13 protein-coding genes are annotated in these 15,836 nt (G+C 67.6%); 5 read left to right on the top strand and 8 right to left on the bottom strand.

Annotated elements, in window-relative coordinates; all coding sequences use genetic code 11:
- Positions 1 to 33 precede the first annotated feature (33 nt).
- The 4 genes from rsmG to BVC93_RS12110 all read left to right on the top strand — a co-directional run bounded on the left by rsmG (position 34) and on the right by BVC93_RS12110 (position 3,623).
- Positions 34 to 732, top strand: a complete 699-nt coding sequence (rsmG, locus tag BVC93_RS12095; RefSeq protein ID WP_083737462.1) for a 16S rRNA (guanine(527)-N(7))-methyltransferase RsmG — start codon at positions 34 to 36, stop codon at positions 730 to 732.
- Entirely contained in the window at positions 729 to 1,661 is a 933-nt protein-coding gene (locus tag BVC93_RS12100) for a ParA family protein (protein WP_192860279.1), read from the top strand. The genes rsmG and BVC93_RS12100 overlap by 4 nt, the downstream gene beginning before the upstream one ends.
- Positions 1,658 to 2,641 (top strand): ParB/RepB/Spo0J family partition protein, encoded by a 984-nt coding sequence (locus BVC93_RS12105; protein WP_083737466.1) that lies wholly within the window; start codon positions 1,658 to 1,660, stop codon positions 2,639 to 2,641. Before BVC93_RS12100 ends, BVC93_RS12105 begins: the two co-directional genes overlap by 4 nt.
- A gap of 226 nt (positions 2,642 to 2,867) precedes the next feature.
- On the top strand, positions 2,868 to 3,623 hold the full coding sequence (locus tag BVC93_RS12110; protein WP_083737468.1) for an acetyltransferase: 756 nt from the start codon (positions 2,868 to 2,870) through the stop codon (positions 3,621 to 3,623).
- On the opposite strand, the gene BVC93_RS12115 is transcribed toward BVC93_RS12110, so the two are convergent.
- The 8 genes from BVC93_RS12115 to BVC93_RS12150 form a co-directional block, all read right to left on the bottom strand.
- Entirely contained in the window at positions 3,610 to 4,839 is a 1,230-nt protein-coding gene (locus tag BVC93_RS12115) for an N-acetylmuramoyl-L-alanine amidase (RefSeq protein WP_083737469.1), read from the bottom strand. The two genes, BVC93_RS12110 and BVC93_RS12115, sit on opposite strands and share 14 nt — an antisense overlap.
- Before the next feature lie 162 nt (positions 4,840 to 5,001).
- Positions 5,002 to 5,337 carry a thioredoxin gene (gene trxA, locus BVC93_RS12120; protein ID WP_083737471.1) on the bottom strand — a complete coding sequence of 112 codons (336 nt, stop codon included), beginning with the start codon at positions 5,335 to 5,337 and terminating at the stop codon, positions 5,002 to 5,004.
- Entirely contained in the window at positions 5,334 to 6,317 is a 984-nt protein-coding gene (gene trxB, locus BVC93_RS12125) for a thioredoxin-disulfide reductase (protein WP_083737473.1), read from the bottom strand. The genes trxA and trxB overlap by 4 nt, the downstream gene beginning before the upstream one ends.
- An 87-nt stretch (positions 6,318 to 6,404) precedes the next feature.
- Positions 6,405 to 6,902 (bottom strand): hypothetical protein, encoded by a 498-nt coding sequence (locus BVC93_RS12130; protein ID WP_083737475.1) that lies wholly within the window; start codon positions 6,900 to 6,902, stop codon positions 6,405 to 6,407.
- A 4-nt stretch (positions 6,903 to 6,906) separates the two neighbouring features.
- Positions 6,907 to 7,467 carry an RNA polymerase sigma factor SigM gene (gene sigM / locus BVC93_RS12135; protein ID WP_083737477.1) on the bottom strand — a complete coding sequence of 187 codons (561 nt, stop codon included), beginning with the start codon at positions 7,465 to 7,467 and terminating at the stop codon, positions 6,907 to 6,909.
- Positions 7,468 to 7,523: 56 nt separating this feature from the next.
- A complete protein-coding gene (murJ, locus tag BVC93_RS12140) occupies positions 7,524 to 11,114 on the bottom strand; it encodes a murein biosynthesis integral membrane protein MurJ (protein ID WP_442929080.1) in 3,591 nt (1,196 codons plus the stop codon).
- A gap of 29 nt (positions 11,115 to 11,143) precedes the next feature.
- A complete protein-coding gene (locus BVC93_RS12145; protein ID WP_236950433.1) occupies positions 11,144 to 13,420 on the bottom strand; it encodes a hypothetical protein in 2,277 nt (758 codons plus the stop codon).
- Between the two features lie 74 nt (positions 13,421 to 13,494).
- Positions 13,495 to 14,256: an NUDIX hydrolase gene (locus tag BVC93_RS12150; protein ID WP_192860280.1), complete on the bottom strand. Its 762-nt coding sequence runs from the start codon at positions 14,254 to 14,256 to the stop codon at positions 13,495 to 13,497.
- A 92-nt stretch (positions 14,257 to 14,348) separates the two neighbouring features.
- Here BVC93_RS12150 and BVC93_RS12155 point away from each other — a divergent pair, with 92 nt between their 5' ends.
- Complete coding sequence (locus BVC93_RS12155; RefSeq protein ID WP_083740985.1) at positions 14,349 to 15,836, top strand: CCA tRNA nucleotidyltransferase; 1,488 nt, start codon at positions 14,349 to 14,351, stop codon at positions 15,834 to 15,836.

Below are 15,836 nucleotides of genomic sequence, written 5' to 3' on the forward strand. Positions count from 1 at the left end.
TACATCTATGTAGTTCTCGTCGACCGGGGGAGGATGTTTCACGTGAAACACGACCACGCGGCGAGTGCACCAGCAGCGGCCGCCGATGTGTTCGGCGGCCGTTTGCCGTTGGCGCAGCGCTATGTGGAGATTCTCGCGACCGACGGTGTGGAGCGAGGATTGATAGGCCCGCGCGAGAGTGAACGGCTGTGGGATCGCCATGTACTCAACAGCGCGGCGATTGCCGAATTGATCGCGGAAGGGCAGCGGGGTGCCGACGTCGGAAGCGGTGCCGGACTCCCCGGCATTCCGCTTGCTATTGCGCGCCCAGACCTGGACATCACGCTCATCGAACCGATGCTGCGCCGGACGGTCTTCTTGGAGTTCGTGATCGAGGAGCTGGGCCTGGAGTCTGTGCGGGTTTCTCGTCATCGTGCGGAGGAGCCAGCCGCTCGAGCGAATTCGGATTTCGATTTCGTCACTTCGCGAGCGGTCGCGTCGTTGGACAAACTGACCCGGTGGACTGCTCCTCTGTTGAAGGCGGACGGACTGATGCTCGCTCTCAAAGGGGATCGTGCTGAGTCGGAGATCGATGAGCACGGCAGAGTGATGACAACGTTGGGCGTGGTTGATGCGAAAGTGATGAGATGTGGCGTGGAGTATCTAGATCCACCGGCAACCGTAGTCGTGGCTCGGCGCACGGCGGAGTCAAGACATCGACAGCGCAAGCCGTCGGGCAGGAGGGGTCGATGACAGTGCCACCGCGCGGGACCAATGTTTCACGTGAAACTTGGTCTAACAGGGGGAGTTCGGATACGCCGATCGGCGCCGCCGCCGAACGTGCCATGCACGTGTTGCACGCGGCGAATCGGCTACCACGCCCACATCACCGCCGTGTCTTCACGATCGCCAACCAGAAGGGCGGCGTGGGTAAGACCACGACAGCAGTGAACATGGCTGCGGCGCTCGCGGTGCAGGGGCTCAACGTGCTGGTGATAGATCTCGATCCACAGGGCAACGCCAGCACCGCACTCGGTATCGAGCGTCGGCAATCTGGAACACCGTCGTCGTACGAGGTTCTGATCGGCGAGGTGTCACTGCACGAGGCCGTACAGCAGAGCCCGAACAATCAGCGGCTGTTCTGCGTGCCTGCGACCATCGATCTGGCCGGCGCCGAGATCGAACTCGTCTCGCTGGTTGCGCGGGAGAACCGGCTACGCAACGCACTGACAGAGCTCGCGGACTCAGACTTCGACTACGTGTTCATCGACTGCCCACCGTCACTGGGACTGTTGACGCTCAACGCTCTGGTCGCGGCACCGGAGGTGCTGATTCCCATTCAGTGCGAGTACTACGCCCTCGAAGGCGTGTCACAGCTGATGAACAACATCGAGATGGTGAAGGCACATCTCAACCCCGGTCTGGAGGTCACCACGGTGCTTCTGACGATGTATGACGGCCGGACCAAGCTGGCCGACCAGGTGTCCGACGAAGTTCGTCGGTACTTCGGCGAAAAGGTATTGCGTACCGTCATCCCGCGCAGTGTCAAAGTTTCCGAAGCACCGGGATACAGCATGACCATCATCGATTACGATCCCGGCTCCAGGGGAGCGATGAGCTATCTGGATGCCAGCCGCGAACTCGCCGAGCGCGGTGCCGCTACACCGAAGGGACACGCATGAGCCAGCCATCACGTCGCAAGGGTGGCCTCGGCCGCGGCCTGGGCGCGCTGATCCCGACGGGTCCGGCGGATGGCGACACAGGGACGTTGAGCCCCAAATTGGGTAGCGCAGCGGCCGATGTCTTGATCGGGGGTCCGCCCGCGGCGGTCAACGAAGCCGGCGCGGTGTATCGGGAAATCGATCCGGCTGCGATCGAGCCCAACCCGCGCCAGCCGCGACAGGTCTTCGACGAGGAGGCGCTGAACGAGCTGGTGCACTCCATCAAAGAATTCGGCCTGATGCAGCCGATTGTGGTGCGCGCGCTTCCGACGGACGCTCCCGGCGCACCGGCCCGCTACCAGTTGGTGATGGGGGAGCGGCGCTGGCGTGCTTCCCAAGAGGCGGGCCTGGCGACCATCCCGTCGATTGTCCGGGAGACCACCGACAATGACATGCTGCGCGACGCACTGCTGGAGAACATCCACCGCGCCCAGCTCAATCCGTTGGAAGAGGCGGCTGCGTACCAACAGCTGCTCGACGAGTTCGGGGTCACCCACGACGAACTGGCCTCGCGTATCGGGCGTTCGCGGCCGTTGATCACGAACATGATCCGACTGCTCCGCCTGCCGATTGCGGTCCAACGTCGGGTGGCTGCGGGAGTGCTGTCCGCGGGCCACGCCCGGGCGCTGTTGGCGTTGGAAGCGGGAGCCGAGGCGCAGGAGGAACTGGCAGCACGCATCGTGGCGGAGGGCCTGTCGGTGCGAGCCACCGAGGAAGCCGTGACGCTGGCCAACCGAGGTGATGGAAAGGCTCCGTCGGCCCCGCGCCGCAAGCCGATCCAGATGCCGGGTCTGCAGGATGTCGCCGAGCGGTTGTCAGGGGCATTCGACACCCGGGTCACAGTGAGCCTGGGTAAGCGCAAAGGCAAGATCGTAGTGGAGTTCGGATCCGTGGACGACTTGCAGCGCATCGTGGACATGATGGACCGAAACAAGTCGTGAGTGCGTCGTTTTTCTGTGACCGGTTACCTTCGGGAGAAACGTCACTGTGACGCCACGATGGTCTGGACGCTGTGAATCGGCCACCAACGGTGGAAACCTGTTGAGACACAAGCAGATTCACCCTTCGGTGCGCGGAGCTTCGACAATCGGGCCGCGTCCTGGCCGGGTACGGCGATTCTCTCCTATCCTGGAGGGGCTCGCTCCGCAGAAAGGCCCGGGAAGCTAAGTGTCTGCTCGTATATCTCCGCTACGCCTCGAGGCGTTCGAGCAGTTGCCCAAGCACGCCCGCCGATGTGTCTTCTGGGAAGTCGATCCGGACACAGTCGGGGGAGAGGATCACCTGACAGATCCTGAGTTCGAGAAAGAAGCGTGGCTGTCGATGGTCATGCTCGAGTGGGGCTCGTGCGGCCAGGTGGCCTCGGCCATACCCGCTGCCGACGACACCGACAGCGAGCCGCCCTGTCTCGGCTACATTCTGTACGCCCCGCCGCACGCGGTGCCCCGGGCGCTGCGATTCCCGACGGGTCCGGTGAGCGCCGACGCGGTCCTGCTCACCTCCATGGGCGTCGAGGCGGGCATCGATGGTCTGGCGCACAGCCTGGTGGCACAGGTGGTCACCGAGATGGTGCGCCGCGGTGTCCGTGCGTTGGAAGCCTTTGGCCGCACCGCTGACGCGGCAGAGCTACTGGATCCGGCGACAGCGGACCCCACGCTGGACTTGGCAGTGGAAGCGCTCGGCGACTGCGCCTTCGACCAATGCATGATCGAAGCCGACTTCCTCCAGGAGGTCGGCTTTGTCGTGGTGTCCCACCACCGCTACTTCCCGCGGCTGAGGCTGGAACTCGACAAGGGCCTCGGTTGGAAAGCCGAAGTGGAGGCAGCACTGGAACGTCTGCTGGAGAGCGCACAACTGCAGGTGCCGGTGGGGGCCGGGTCCGCCGCAGTGCGTGCGTTCCGGCAGGGGGCTCTCAGGAGCCGCTGAGTCGGGCTGCCGCCGCCTGGCCCATGGCTGCTTCGTGAGCCAGTAGTTCGGCAAACGTGAAAGTGCCTGTGGGACGGTCGTTCTTGCCCAGCAGATACAACCGCTTGACTGCGGCCAGCACACCTTCGGCGATGGCATCACGAGTCTGCGATGACACCAGCATGGCCCGGTCACGGGGATTGGTGATGTAGCCGATGTCCACCTGTACGGTGGGCATCCGGGTGAGTCGCAGCAGGTCCCACGTGCGGCCGTGGGTGCGGCAGTCACGTAAACCGGTGCGCGCCACCACTTCCCGTTCGATGAAGCTGGCCAGGTTACGGCCGATGGTGGACACAGATCCGTGGGAGTTGCCGAAGTGGAAGGTGGCGACGCCATTGGCCGCAGGGGACGCCTGGGTGGCACACCGCAGGCTGATCATCAGGTCGGCACCCACCGCGTTGGCGGTGGCGGCCCGCTCGGCGTCCGAGGGGCTGTGATTGGCCGGCCGGGACAAGAACGTCTCCATGCCGATGGCCGTCATCCGACCTTCGAGTCGACTTGCCAAGTCCCACAACACGTCTGCTTCGCTGATCGGGCCTTCTGGACCCTGTGTGATCAAACCGTGGTCGGCACCGCCGCGGCCCGGATCGATGATGATCCGCTTGCCGGAGAGCTTGGGTCCGGACCGACGCACCAGCTCTTCTTCCCGGATGGCATGGGGTGACCCACCGGTGACCCGCGGGCCAAGGAAGTACAGGGACCGCAGGGTCTCCGGACCACAGATCCCGTCGGACGCCAGTCCGTACTCCCGCTGGTAGGAACTCAGCGCGGTGTGGGTCTGCAAGCCGAAATGGCCGTCGACCATGCCGGTGTAAAAGCCGAGATCCTGCAGGCGGGCCTGCAGGGTGGCGACGTCGTCTCCGTACATCGGCGCGCCGAACTGGTGGTGCAAGGTACGTGCGCCCAGCCGGTAGGAGGCTTCTTTGAGTGCGCGGTAGGTTGCTTCGCCCACGATCCCGTCGACCAGCAGACCACGTCGCTGCTGAAAATCGCGTACCGCATGGTCCAGGTCGGCGTCGAAGACGTCGGCGGCGACGTGGCGGCCGGTGGTCAGATCATCGTCGGGGTTCTCAATCAGACCCAGCGCTCCCAGAGCACCCCTGATTTCGGCAACCGCGACACCACGATCGCCGAGACGCAAAGCGTCACCGGCTTCTCCGCGGCGCGGACTCGACATGTACAGGGCCCTTCGGTCACGGAGGTTGGCGGCCGAAGAAGCAGCCAACCAGGGCAAGGCAGACTAGTCAGTATTCTCTCAGACGGCGGCCCGATTCCGTAAAACACCAGGCGAGCGCGCGTGCCGTCAGCGACACGCGCGCTCCGGCCTTGAAACTACGTACTAGGAAACCACGTCACCGAGTTCGCGCAGCAGGGCAGCCTTGCCTTTGGCCCCGACGATGCGCTTCACGGCCTCGCCGTTCTGGAACAGAATCATGGTCGGGATGGAGACCACCTGGAAATCTCGGGCGGTCTCGGGGTTGGCGTCCACATCGAGCTTGGCGACCGTGAGCTGGCCCGCTTTCTCACTGGCGATCTCCTCGAGTACCGGGGCCACCATCTTGCACGGCCCGCACCAGGTGGCCCAGAAGTCCACCAGTACCGGCGTGGTGCTGTTGAGGACGTCCTGGGTGAACGAGTCGTCGGAAACGGTGACGGTGGCGCTGTCGGCGCTCATTGCGGTGCTCCAATCAGATCGGTGTCGGGGTTCTGCGAAGGTACGGGAGTTTCAGCCAGCCAGCGTTCGGCGTCGATGGCCGCCGAACAGCCCATACCGGCGGCGGTGATGGCCTGCCGGTAGGTGTGGTCCACCAGGTCGCCTGCGGCGAACACGCCTTCCACCGAGGTGGCGGTGGTGCGGCCCTTGGTCAGGACGTAGCCCTCGGGGTCGAGGTCGACGATGCCGCGGACCAGCGCTGACCGCGGGTCGTGTCCGATGGCGACGAACACGCCGGTCACCGCCAACGTGGTTTCCTCGCCGGTGACCGTGTCACGGACCTTCAGGCCACTGACGGTGCCTTCACCCTCGACGGCCAGGACCTGCTTGTTGGTCAGGAAGCGGATCTTCTCGTTGGCCTGAGCGCGCTCGAGCATGATCTTGGACGCGCGGAACTCCTCGCGGCGGTGGACCAGCGTCACACTACGAGCGAACTTGGTCAAGAAGGTGGCTTCCTCCATGGCGGAGTCACCGCCGCCGATGACGGCGATGTCCTGGTCCCTGAAGAAGAAACCGTCACAGGTGGCGCAGGCGCTGACACCACGGCCCAGCAACTCTTGTTCGCCGGGAACGCCGAGGTAGCGGGCAGCGGCGCCCATGGCCAGAATGACGGCGCGGGTGCGATACACCTCGCCGCCCGCGGTGGTCACGGTCTTGACGGGACCCTCGAGGTCGACGGCCTCGACGTCCTCCATCTGCAGGTCGGCGCCGAAACGCAGCGCTTGCTCGCGCATCTGGTCCATGAGCTCGGGGCCCATGATCCCGTCCTTGAAGCCGGGGAAGTTCTCGACTTCGGTGGTGGTCATCAGCGCGCCGCCGAACGACGTGCCCTCGAAGACAACGGGGGACAGGTTCGCCCTCGCGGTGTAGACGGCCGCGGTGTATCCGGCGGGGCCGGATCCGATGACGATGACGTCATGAATGGACGATTGCTCAGTCATGCGGGCCTTTCTCACACGTATGAACGATCTGCTCTTGCAACACCAGGGTAAGCGGGGGTGTTCCCGGACGCGCCACGGCGCTCGATGTCATGGCCGGGAAGTCCTGGGCACAGTGGTGTCCGCCAGCAGCCCGGTGTTGGCAACACTGCACTGCGGCGTCACCGCCAGCGCGGTCACCAGGGCGGGGTCGTCGGCAGCCAACAGCAGCACCACCGCGGGGCGGCCGTTGATCTCGACGGGGCGGGCCCCCAACACTTCGGTGGCCGATGGGTAGCCCAGGCCGGCCAGGCAGGAGGACAGCCGCGCGGGCTGGGCCAGGACGCCCAGATCAGGGGGTTGAGTCTGCAGGTCCGCGAGCTCGTCGGCGGTCAGCGGAACCACGTGCTGCGGGATGGTGACGGTCAGGGACCGCGCCGTCACGAGGGTGTCCGCGGCCGGGGCCGGGTCGCCGCTGAAGGCGCGCACTGCCACCACCACTGCCACCACGATGGCCACCAGGCCTGCCAGCGCTCCGGCCACCCGCAGGGGTGGGCGGGCCGCATGGGCGGGACGGTTCCGCCGACGACGGTTGGTGGGATACAGCACCCTGTCAGTTTCTCGCATCGGCGTCCGCGAGCAGTACCGCCAGTTTGGCCCGGCCCCGTGCGCACCGACTCTTGACCGTGCCGGCTGGGACACCCAGCAGCCGGGCGGCGTCAGCCACCGCGTACCCCTGCATGTCGACCGCCACTACCGCGGCACGCTGATCCACGGGCAACAGTGCAAGTGCCAGGTGGATCAGGTGGGTGGTGGGTATCGCATCACAAGGATCGACGGGAACCTCCCAGTCACGGTCCCCGGGGAAAGCTCTCCAGCGCTGATCGCGGCGCCGCTGGTCCACGCACTTGTTCGACACGATGCGAAAGAGCCACGTGCCCACCGTGGAGTGACTGCGAAACGTCGGTGCTCCGCGGTGCACCGCCAGCATGGCTTCCTGGACCGCGTCGGCGGCGTCCTCGCGGCAGCGGGAGTGCTTGCGGGCGAACCGGATCAGCGGGGTGTGGTAGCGGCGGAACAGCTCGCCGAACGCGTGCGGGTCACCAGCGGCATGGGCGGCCAGCAGGTCTGCGTCACTGCGGGCGGTTTCTGCGGTGATCCTGGGCACGCCCAGACGGTAGGGCGCGGTGCGGCGCCGGGCACTTCACCGCGGCGGCGCCCTGTGCACAGCTACGAGGCGGCGCGGACCACGATGTTGTTGAGTTCGGTACGGCTCTGGCCGTCGGTGGTGCCCATTTTCGAGATCCACACGAGCAGATAGGTGGTGGGCGCCTCGGCGTTCACCTGGATGGTGTTCTTGCCGGTTTGCATGGTCTGCGGCTGGGTCAGCGCGGTGGTGTCTTCGAGCGTGGCCGGATTGGCCGTCGAAGCGGCCCGGATCTGGACCTGCGTCCCGGTGCTCGGCACTTGCAGCTCGACGGAGGCCACCCGAGTCGGTGACGGCAGCTGCAGAACCAGGCCGACACCGTTCTTGAAACTCGGGAAGGGGTCGGGATCGGAATAGGTGTCGGTGGCCCATCCGGTTGCACTGTCACCGTCGAACGCAGCGCTGGCCTGACCGGGGTTGTCGGCCTCACCCTGGGGTGAGTACACCGTCGCGGCGACGGGTCGCACCGTGCTGCCGGGGGTGGCGGACGCCGGCGAACTCGACGACTCTTCAGACGGTGGATTGAGGCCCAGCTGGTCGCCGATGCTGGTGCCGCCGACGTCACCGAAGATGCGGCTGAGCACCGAGGCGAGCAGCACCAGCGCCACCACGATCACCACGGCGGCTGCGCCGAGACCGATCAGCACCCCACGTCGCTTGCGGCTGCGGGAGTCCGGGTCATCGGTGGAGGCCAGTCTGGCGGCCAGCCCGCGTTGCGCGGGCCCGGACGGTACCGGTTCCAGCAGGTCGGTGCGGTCGGCCTCTGCGGTGGCCTGTTGCAGCAGATTCAAAAGCGTTGCGGCGGTGCGGATTCCACCGCCAGGCTGGACGGAGCGGGAAGCCGCCGCCGAGATCGGGAACGGGATGTCGGGGTCCACCGTCGCCGGTTCCACGGGATGTCCTGCCGAATCCGTGTCGGCTTTGGCCAGCCCGCTGGGGGTGCCGTGCTCCGACAGCGGCCAGCGGTTGACCAGCAGGGCGTACAAGGCTGCGCCGATGCCACGGATGTCGTCTTCGGGATCGGCGTTGCGCAGTGTCGCGGGGAACGCCAGGGCGACATCACCTTCGATGCTGACCCGGACACGGCTGGGATGGTCGAGCGACAGCGCCACCCCGGCCTTGTGGGCGGCATCGGCGGCGGCCGTCAGTGACTGGATGGCCCGCGCCCCGCCGATGGGCGACGGAGACGTATCGGCCACCTCCTGCAGTGATCCGCCCCGGATCCACTCGGACACCACCAGTCCACCCGAGCCGCTGCGGGCCACGTCCAGCACCCGTGCGATACCGGGCAGATCGATGCGGGACAGCTTGAGTGTGTTACTGAGAATGGCGTCGAGTTCGTCGTCGGCCAGGGTGCCGTCCGGGTCGACGAACGTCAGTGCGACCTGGCGATCCAGCGCGGTGTCCAGTGCCTGCCAGAACTGCAGATTCGGCGGCCCGCCGTGGAACACCAGCAGCCGGTACCGGCCGCCGGCGATGCTGGCGCCGGGGATCAGGTGGACGTCGTCCGGGGCTGCCCCATCCATCACAGGTTCGCGGGGAGCATCGAACGCGATCGGTTCGCGGGTCGGATCGCCGGCGAAATCGGCGCCTGGCCGCTTCGGCGGTTCCGGAGCTGGCACCTTCCCGACGTGCGAGGTGGGTGCTTCGGACTCGAAGTCCGGGTGGAAGTCGGGTTGGAACTCGTCGGCGGTCTGGGGCAGCTTGGTCGTCGGGGTCCCGGTTTCCGGGTCGCCCGAGGTCTCGTCGCTCGCCATCGGTCCTTTCCCCATTCCGCCGCGCGGTGCGGGCGGACGGCTGGGCCGCCCTCCCGGCAGATTCCTGTGCTCAGGGTACGGGACGCCCACAGCCGTCGATCCTGGGTCAGCTCGGCCGATACTCGGTCTCAGCCGGCGGCGCACCATCGACACAGCTGCCGATGCCTCGGGCACCTTGGCCCACACCAGCACCACGCCCACGATGCCCAGCATCAGCACACCGAGGATGCTCAGCCGCAGCAGTGAGCCCATCGCGCCGGCGTTGGTGGTCAGCGACTCCAGCCCCAACAGCTGGTCGACCACCACGCCCGCCAGGCCAGCCAGCAGTGATGCCGTGATGGTCACCAGGATGGTTCGCACCACCGGCAGCTCCAGCAGGCGACCACCCCGGGGCACCAGGGTGCGGCGCAGCAGTATGTGACCGAGCACGGCGCCGGCCAGGAAGCCCAGGCCGTTTGCCAGGCCCAGATATCCCGCCACCATCTCCGGGTTGTCGGTCAGGTGCGGCGCTGCGAACGACGCCGCGATCTTCACCGCGGTGATCACGACGATGACGGCGATCGGGGTCCACGGCTGCTCCCTGGCGTAGAAGACGCGCAGCTGCAACAGCACCAGGGCATAGGGGATCAGCGTGAACGCCGACAGTGCGATCGCCAGGCCGAGGTAGTTGGCGTCCACCTGACCGAAGTTCCCGTAGGCGAACAGCGCGCTGCCGATCGCGGTGCCGCCGACGGTCATCACTGCGACGATCGGGATCAGCGTGATCATGGTCAGCCGGGTGGCCAGCGACAGATCAGCCAGCACGGCCTTGGTGTCCTCGGCGGCGGCGTTGCGGGACAGCCGCGGCATCACCACCGTCAGCACCGTCACCCCGATGATGCCGAACGGCAGTTGCAGCACCAGCCAGGTGTAGCTGTAGATGGCCGGCCCGGAAGCCGCTGCGGTGCTGGCGATCTGGTTACCGATCACCAGACCCACCTGGCTGATCAAGACGTAGAGCACCATCGCCGAGGCCATGGCACCGAAGCGTCTGAGCCGGTCGTCGATGCCCCACAGTGGGCGCAGGCTGATCTTCTCTTTGCGGATGGCCACGAACAGGATTGCGGTCTGCGCCACGACGCCCAGGGTGGTGCCGATTCCGAGGACGAGCAGCTTGGTATTGCCCATCTCCACCGGGTCCACCGACAGCTCTCCGGGCACCAGCAGGTAGACCACCAGGGTGGTGATGGCGACGATGTTGTTCACCACGGGTGCCCAGGCGGGCGCACCGAAGACGTTGCGGGTGTTCAGGATCGCCATGAACACCGACGCCAGGCCGTAGAAGATCACCTGGGGCAGCAGCAGATACGCGAAGGCCGTCGTCAGGGGTTCGTTGACCTGTGGATCGTCGCCGAGCATCAGCCGCACCAGCAGCGGCGCGCCGAGCACCGACAGCACCGTGGTGGCCAGCAGCAGCGCGGTGGCCAGGGTGACCAGCCGCCGGACGAAGGCCGCCCCGCCGTCTGGATCATCGCGTTCGGCGCGGGTGAGCACAGGCACGAAGATCGCGGTGAAAGTGGCTTCGAGCACCAATGCGGCGATCATGTTGGGCAGCTGGTTGGCCACCGTGAAGGTGCTCGACAGCGCCGCGCCCAGGATGGCCGCCAGCAACACGATGCGGATGAAGCCGGTGATCCGGCTGATCAGCGTCGCGAACGCCATGCCCCACGACCGCGACACCACCGCCGAATCGGACAATTCAGCGCGCACCGCTTTGGTGGCAGGGGTGCGCTTGACGTAGACGGGCTGCGGGCGGGTTGGGCGGCGGGGATCCTGCCGGGTGCTTCGGGGCGGCTCACTGGGCTTGCCCGCTGGGATGCGCCGCTGTGGTTGGCGCCCGGTGGTGCTCACGTCTGCCCGGGTTCGGGACGGTCCAGATCCGCGCGGTCGGGTTGGCCGCGGAAGCGGTGCCACAGCCGGCGTCCGGTCAGCAGTGCCAGCACGGCGCCCGCTGCCAAGGTGATGAAGAACAGCACCTGACCGTAGGCGTTGGAGTTCACCGACAGCCGTACCGGCTCACCCAGAGCCAGCCCGTCCGGGGTGCGCAGCGACACGTCGACGGCGACGCGCTGGGTGAAGTGCACCTCGATGGGCACCCGGATCGGCAGGTAACCCGGCGGCAGCTCCTGCTCACCGATGTCTTCGACCGTCATCCCCGGAGGGACGTCGAGGTTCAGGCGCACCCGGATGGGCACCGCCAGGTCGTTGCGCAGAGCCAGCGGCAGCGGGCTGCGTTCGGTGGCCAGGGTGTACGCGCCACCCGGGTTGACGATGGTGACGGCGCCGAACAGGTCCTCGATGGTGCCGCCGACCACCCCCAGGCGTTGCCGGGCCAGTTCGTTGCGGGATTGCGCAGGCTCGGACTGACTGAGCGCGCGCAGCATGTCCTCGCGCAGCGGCGCGGTGTACGCCACACCCGTCAGGCCGGTCTGGGTGTTGGTGGTCAGCGCCGCTGTGAGCCCCCACAGCCGGCCCAGTTCGCCGGACAGCTGCGCTACCACGGCGTCGTCGATGCGGCCCTGTTGATTGTTGTCAGCGGCCGCGGAGACCGGCTGCAGCGGACCGTGCACCGCCTCCGCGCCGGCGATGACGTCCGCCAGCGGCTCCGGCACCGCGAGGCCGGAGCGGATGCTGGTGGCCAGGGTGGTCAGCACCGCTTGGGCGTCGTCGGCATCGGGGTTCCACGTCAGCGGTGGCACCAGCACCTGAGCGCGCGGTTCGGTGCTCGGGTGCAAGCCGCGCCACACCATGGCCGACAGCGCGTCCTGGCGTCGTGACACCTCGGAATCGTGGTCCAGCGGCACCGTCAGAGACGAGTCCAGATACGACGGCGACGTCGGAGGACTTCCGAGGGCAGCCAGCGCGGCACCCACTGTGGGATCGAACGGCACTGTCACCACCTGCCCGGACAGCCGTCGCGGGGACAGGTCGGCGGTGACCGGGTCACCGGTGTTCTCGTCCGTGGCGAAGCCGTCGGCCGCCGCGATCGCCACGGTGGGTCCGTGGTCGGTCAGCAGGTGCACCACGCGGCTGGTCAGTGGGCCGTCGCCCACCACGGTCACCCCGCGGGTCGAGGTGACCCCGAGGATCTGGTCCACCAGATCGAAGACCGTGGTGGTGGCGAACGTGCCGAGGTTCGGGTCGCCGACGCGGTCGACGGCGTCGAGGTCGGCCTGGGCGTACGGCGTCGCCGTGACGCACATCCGGCCGGCCAGCTCACGTAGCCGGTCCAGCCACGCCGTCGCCGCGGCCTGCCCACCGCCCGGATTGCTGGGCGGGGCCAGTGGATTGGCGGAGTTACCCACCACGTAGCCGCCCGTCATCGCGTTGACGGTGACCAGCAGGTCCGGGTCCACGGCCAGACACAGTGCGCGGGTGATCTCACCGCCGGGGTCCACGGTGGGTCCGGTGGCGAACTCGGCGGCCGCCAGCAGCATGTCGAGCCTGCCGCCGGGAGCCAGTGAGGTGGCCAGCGAGTCGTCCGCCAGCCGCACCGGGGTGGTGCCGCCGGGCACTCCGGGTGCGAGTTGCGGGCGATCGGCCAGGGGCCACAGCATCGTCACCGGGACCGGGCGGGAGGTGTCGGGAGCCACCACGTCAGCCACGTCGACGCCGGGGTCCTCACCGGGAGGTGCGTCGGCCCTGGGCACCCCGAGCACGGGGAGCAGGAACCGGGCGTCGTCGAGGCGGGCCGGGTCGCCGTAATCCGGTGTGCCGTTGACGTTCACCAGCAGTGGGTAGACGCCGGGGGTCTGGATGTCCAGGGCGGGTTCGGTGGTCGAGCGCAGGGGATAGGACAGCACGAACGGTGCCTGCTGGCCGTGTTGCAGTTCCTCGGAGATGTCGATGAACTCGCCGACGGGACTGAACTGGCTGTTCTCGCCACCGAGGTCGGTGCGCAGCTGGCTGGAGTTCTCGACGGCCGGGGCACGTTCCAGGCGCGCCACCACATCACGCACCGGGCGGTCACCGACGTTTTCGACAGTGCCCGACACGGTGACGGTGGGTGGGCCGGTGGTGGTGACGGATTCGGGGGTGACGCGGTCGACGTGGATCACCAGGAACTGAGCCTCACCCGGCTCCGCAGCCGCGGCCTGGGGCAGTGCGGCGGGCAGGACGAGCATGGCCAGCAGGAGCGAGATGGTGATGAAGCGGGGCGCCGTGATCGAGAACCTGCGCAAGCGGCGCCGCCGCGGCGTCACGGGCCCTGTCCGCAGCCGCCCGCCCGGCCGGGTGCGGACTCGTCGGGACGGCGACGTCGGGCGCGTGAATGCGTCTGTGGCCGGCGGCGTGGGGTGCTGCGGGGTAGTGGCGGTAGCGCCGCCGGACCGTCGGTCTGCAGCTTGTGGATCAGTTCGCCTGCCACTTCGGCGAGTTTGCGTTCGTCGGCATAGGCCAGTTTCGACGGCAGCTCACGGACGGGCACCCAGGCCACTTCGGTGACCTCGACGTCCTCGTCGGACAGTTCTCCACCGGAAAAGCGCATCAGATAGTGGTGCACGGTCTTGTGCACCCGCCTGCCCTCGGTGACGAACCAGTAGTCGATGCTGCCCAGAGCGGCCAGGACCTTGCCCTCGATACCTGTCTCCTCGGCGACTTCACGGATGGCGGTCTGCTCGGCGGTCTCGCCCTGTTCGATATGGCCCTTCGGCAGCGACCACAGCATCCGGCCGCGCCGGTCGATGCGTCCGATCAAGGCGGCGACCTGCTCTTCGAACGGACCGTCGAGCCCGTCGATCACCAGCCCACCCGCCGATGTCTCGTGGACGGTGCGCAGCCGCCCAGGGTTTTTGTTCTGCCGCGGACGACGCGGCTTGGCCGTCTCGGCCTCTGGGGGCTGAGCTGGGGGAGCGGTCTCGGCCGCACTGGCCTCCGGGGCGTTCTGCGGCGGCCCTGCGGCACGGCGACCCCGACGGCGACCGCGGCGCCGTCGTGGTTTGGCCTGCTCGCCGTCCGACACCCAAGCGATAGTAGCTGGCGCCAGCTGTGCCTCTTGCGTCACTCGCCGGTCGGTGATCGACGGACCGGCGCGGCCATCTAGGCTCATTGAACGTGTCAGACGCCCTGAATGAAGCCGAACTGCTGGCCGGTGCAGCGGTGAGGCTGAACGGGCATGCCGAGGTGTTGTGTGCCGTCGGCGCTGCGTTCGAAGCCGCCGGACGGCAGCTGTACCTGGTGGGCGGTCCGGTGCGTGACGCGCTGCTGGGACGGCTCCCGCAGCCCGGTGACGGTCTCCCGTACGACCTCGACTTCACCACCGACGCGCGCCCCGACGAGATCCAGAAGATCCTGCGTCCCTGGGCCGAGGCCATGTGGACCACCGGAATCGAATTCGGCACCGTCGGCGCGGCGCGCCACGGGGTGCGGGTGGAGATCACCACTTTCCGCGCCGACACCTATGACCAGGTGTCGCGCAACCCGCAGGTCCGGTTCGGCGACAGCCTCGCCGACGACCTGGTGCGCCGTGATTTCACAGTCAACGCGATGGCGGTGCGGATCACCGGCTCGGGGCCGGGGGAGTTCCTGGACCCACTCGGAGGGTTGGCGGCGCTGGTGGCACGCGTGCTCGACACGCCTGCGGCGCCGGAGTCGTCCTTCGGCGACGATCCGCTGCGGATGCTGCGGGCGGCCAGGTTCGTCTCGCAGCTGCGCTTCGAGGTGGCGCCGCGGGTCCGGACGGCGATCACGGACATGGCCCCGCAGATGGCGCGGATCACCCCGGAGCGGATCAGCGCCGAGCTGGACAAATTGATGCTCGGCGCGGATCCGGTGGCCGGCATCCAGCTGCTGGTCGACACCGGGCTGGGGGAGCAGGTGCTGCCCGAGATCGGCGGTATGCGGATGGCGATCGACGAGCACCATCAGCACAAGGATGTGTATGAGCACTCGCTGACCGTGCTGCGCCAGGCCATCGATCTGGAGGAACCCCTGGGTTCTGAAGGTGGAGGCCCGGACCTGGTGTTGCGGTGGTCGGCGCTGCTGCATGACATCGGCAAACCGGCCACTCGCAAGCACGAGTCCGACGGCGGGGTGAGCTTTCACCATCACGAGGTGGTGGGCGCCAAGATGGTCCGCAAACGCATGCGCGAGCTGAAGTACTCCAAGCAGATGGTCGACGACGTGTCCCAGCTGGTGTATCTGCACCTGCGCTTCCACGGTTACGGCGACGGCAAATGGACCGACGCCGCGGTGCGTCGCTACGTCACCGACGCGGGCCCGCTGCTGGCGCGGCTGCACAAGCTGGTGCGCGCCGACTGCACCACTCGCAACAAGCGTCGCGCCGCGCGCCTGCAGGCCAACTACGACCACCTGGAGCGGCGCATCGCGGAGCTCGCCGAGCAGGAGGATCTGGCCAAGGTGCGCCCGGATCTCGACGGCAACGCGATCATGGAACTGCTGGGCATCCAGGCGGGTCCCGAGGTGGGCCAGGCCTGGCGCTACCTGAAGGATCTGCGGATGGAGCGTGGGCCACTGGAGCACGACGAGGCGGTGGCCGAGTTGTTGCAGTGGTGGAACCAGAGGGGCTCCACGCCCGACTAA

Origin of the sequence: Mycobacterium sp. MS1601 (genome assembly GCF_001984215.1) — a bacterium.
Lineage (GTDB): Bacteria > Actinomycetota > Actinomycetes > Mycobacteriales > Mycobacteriaceae > Mycobacterium.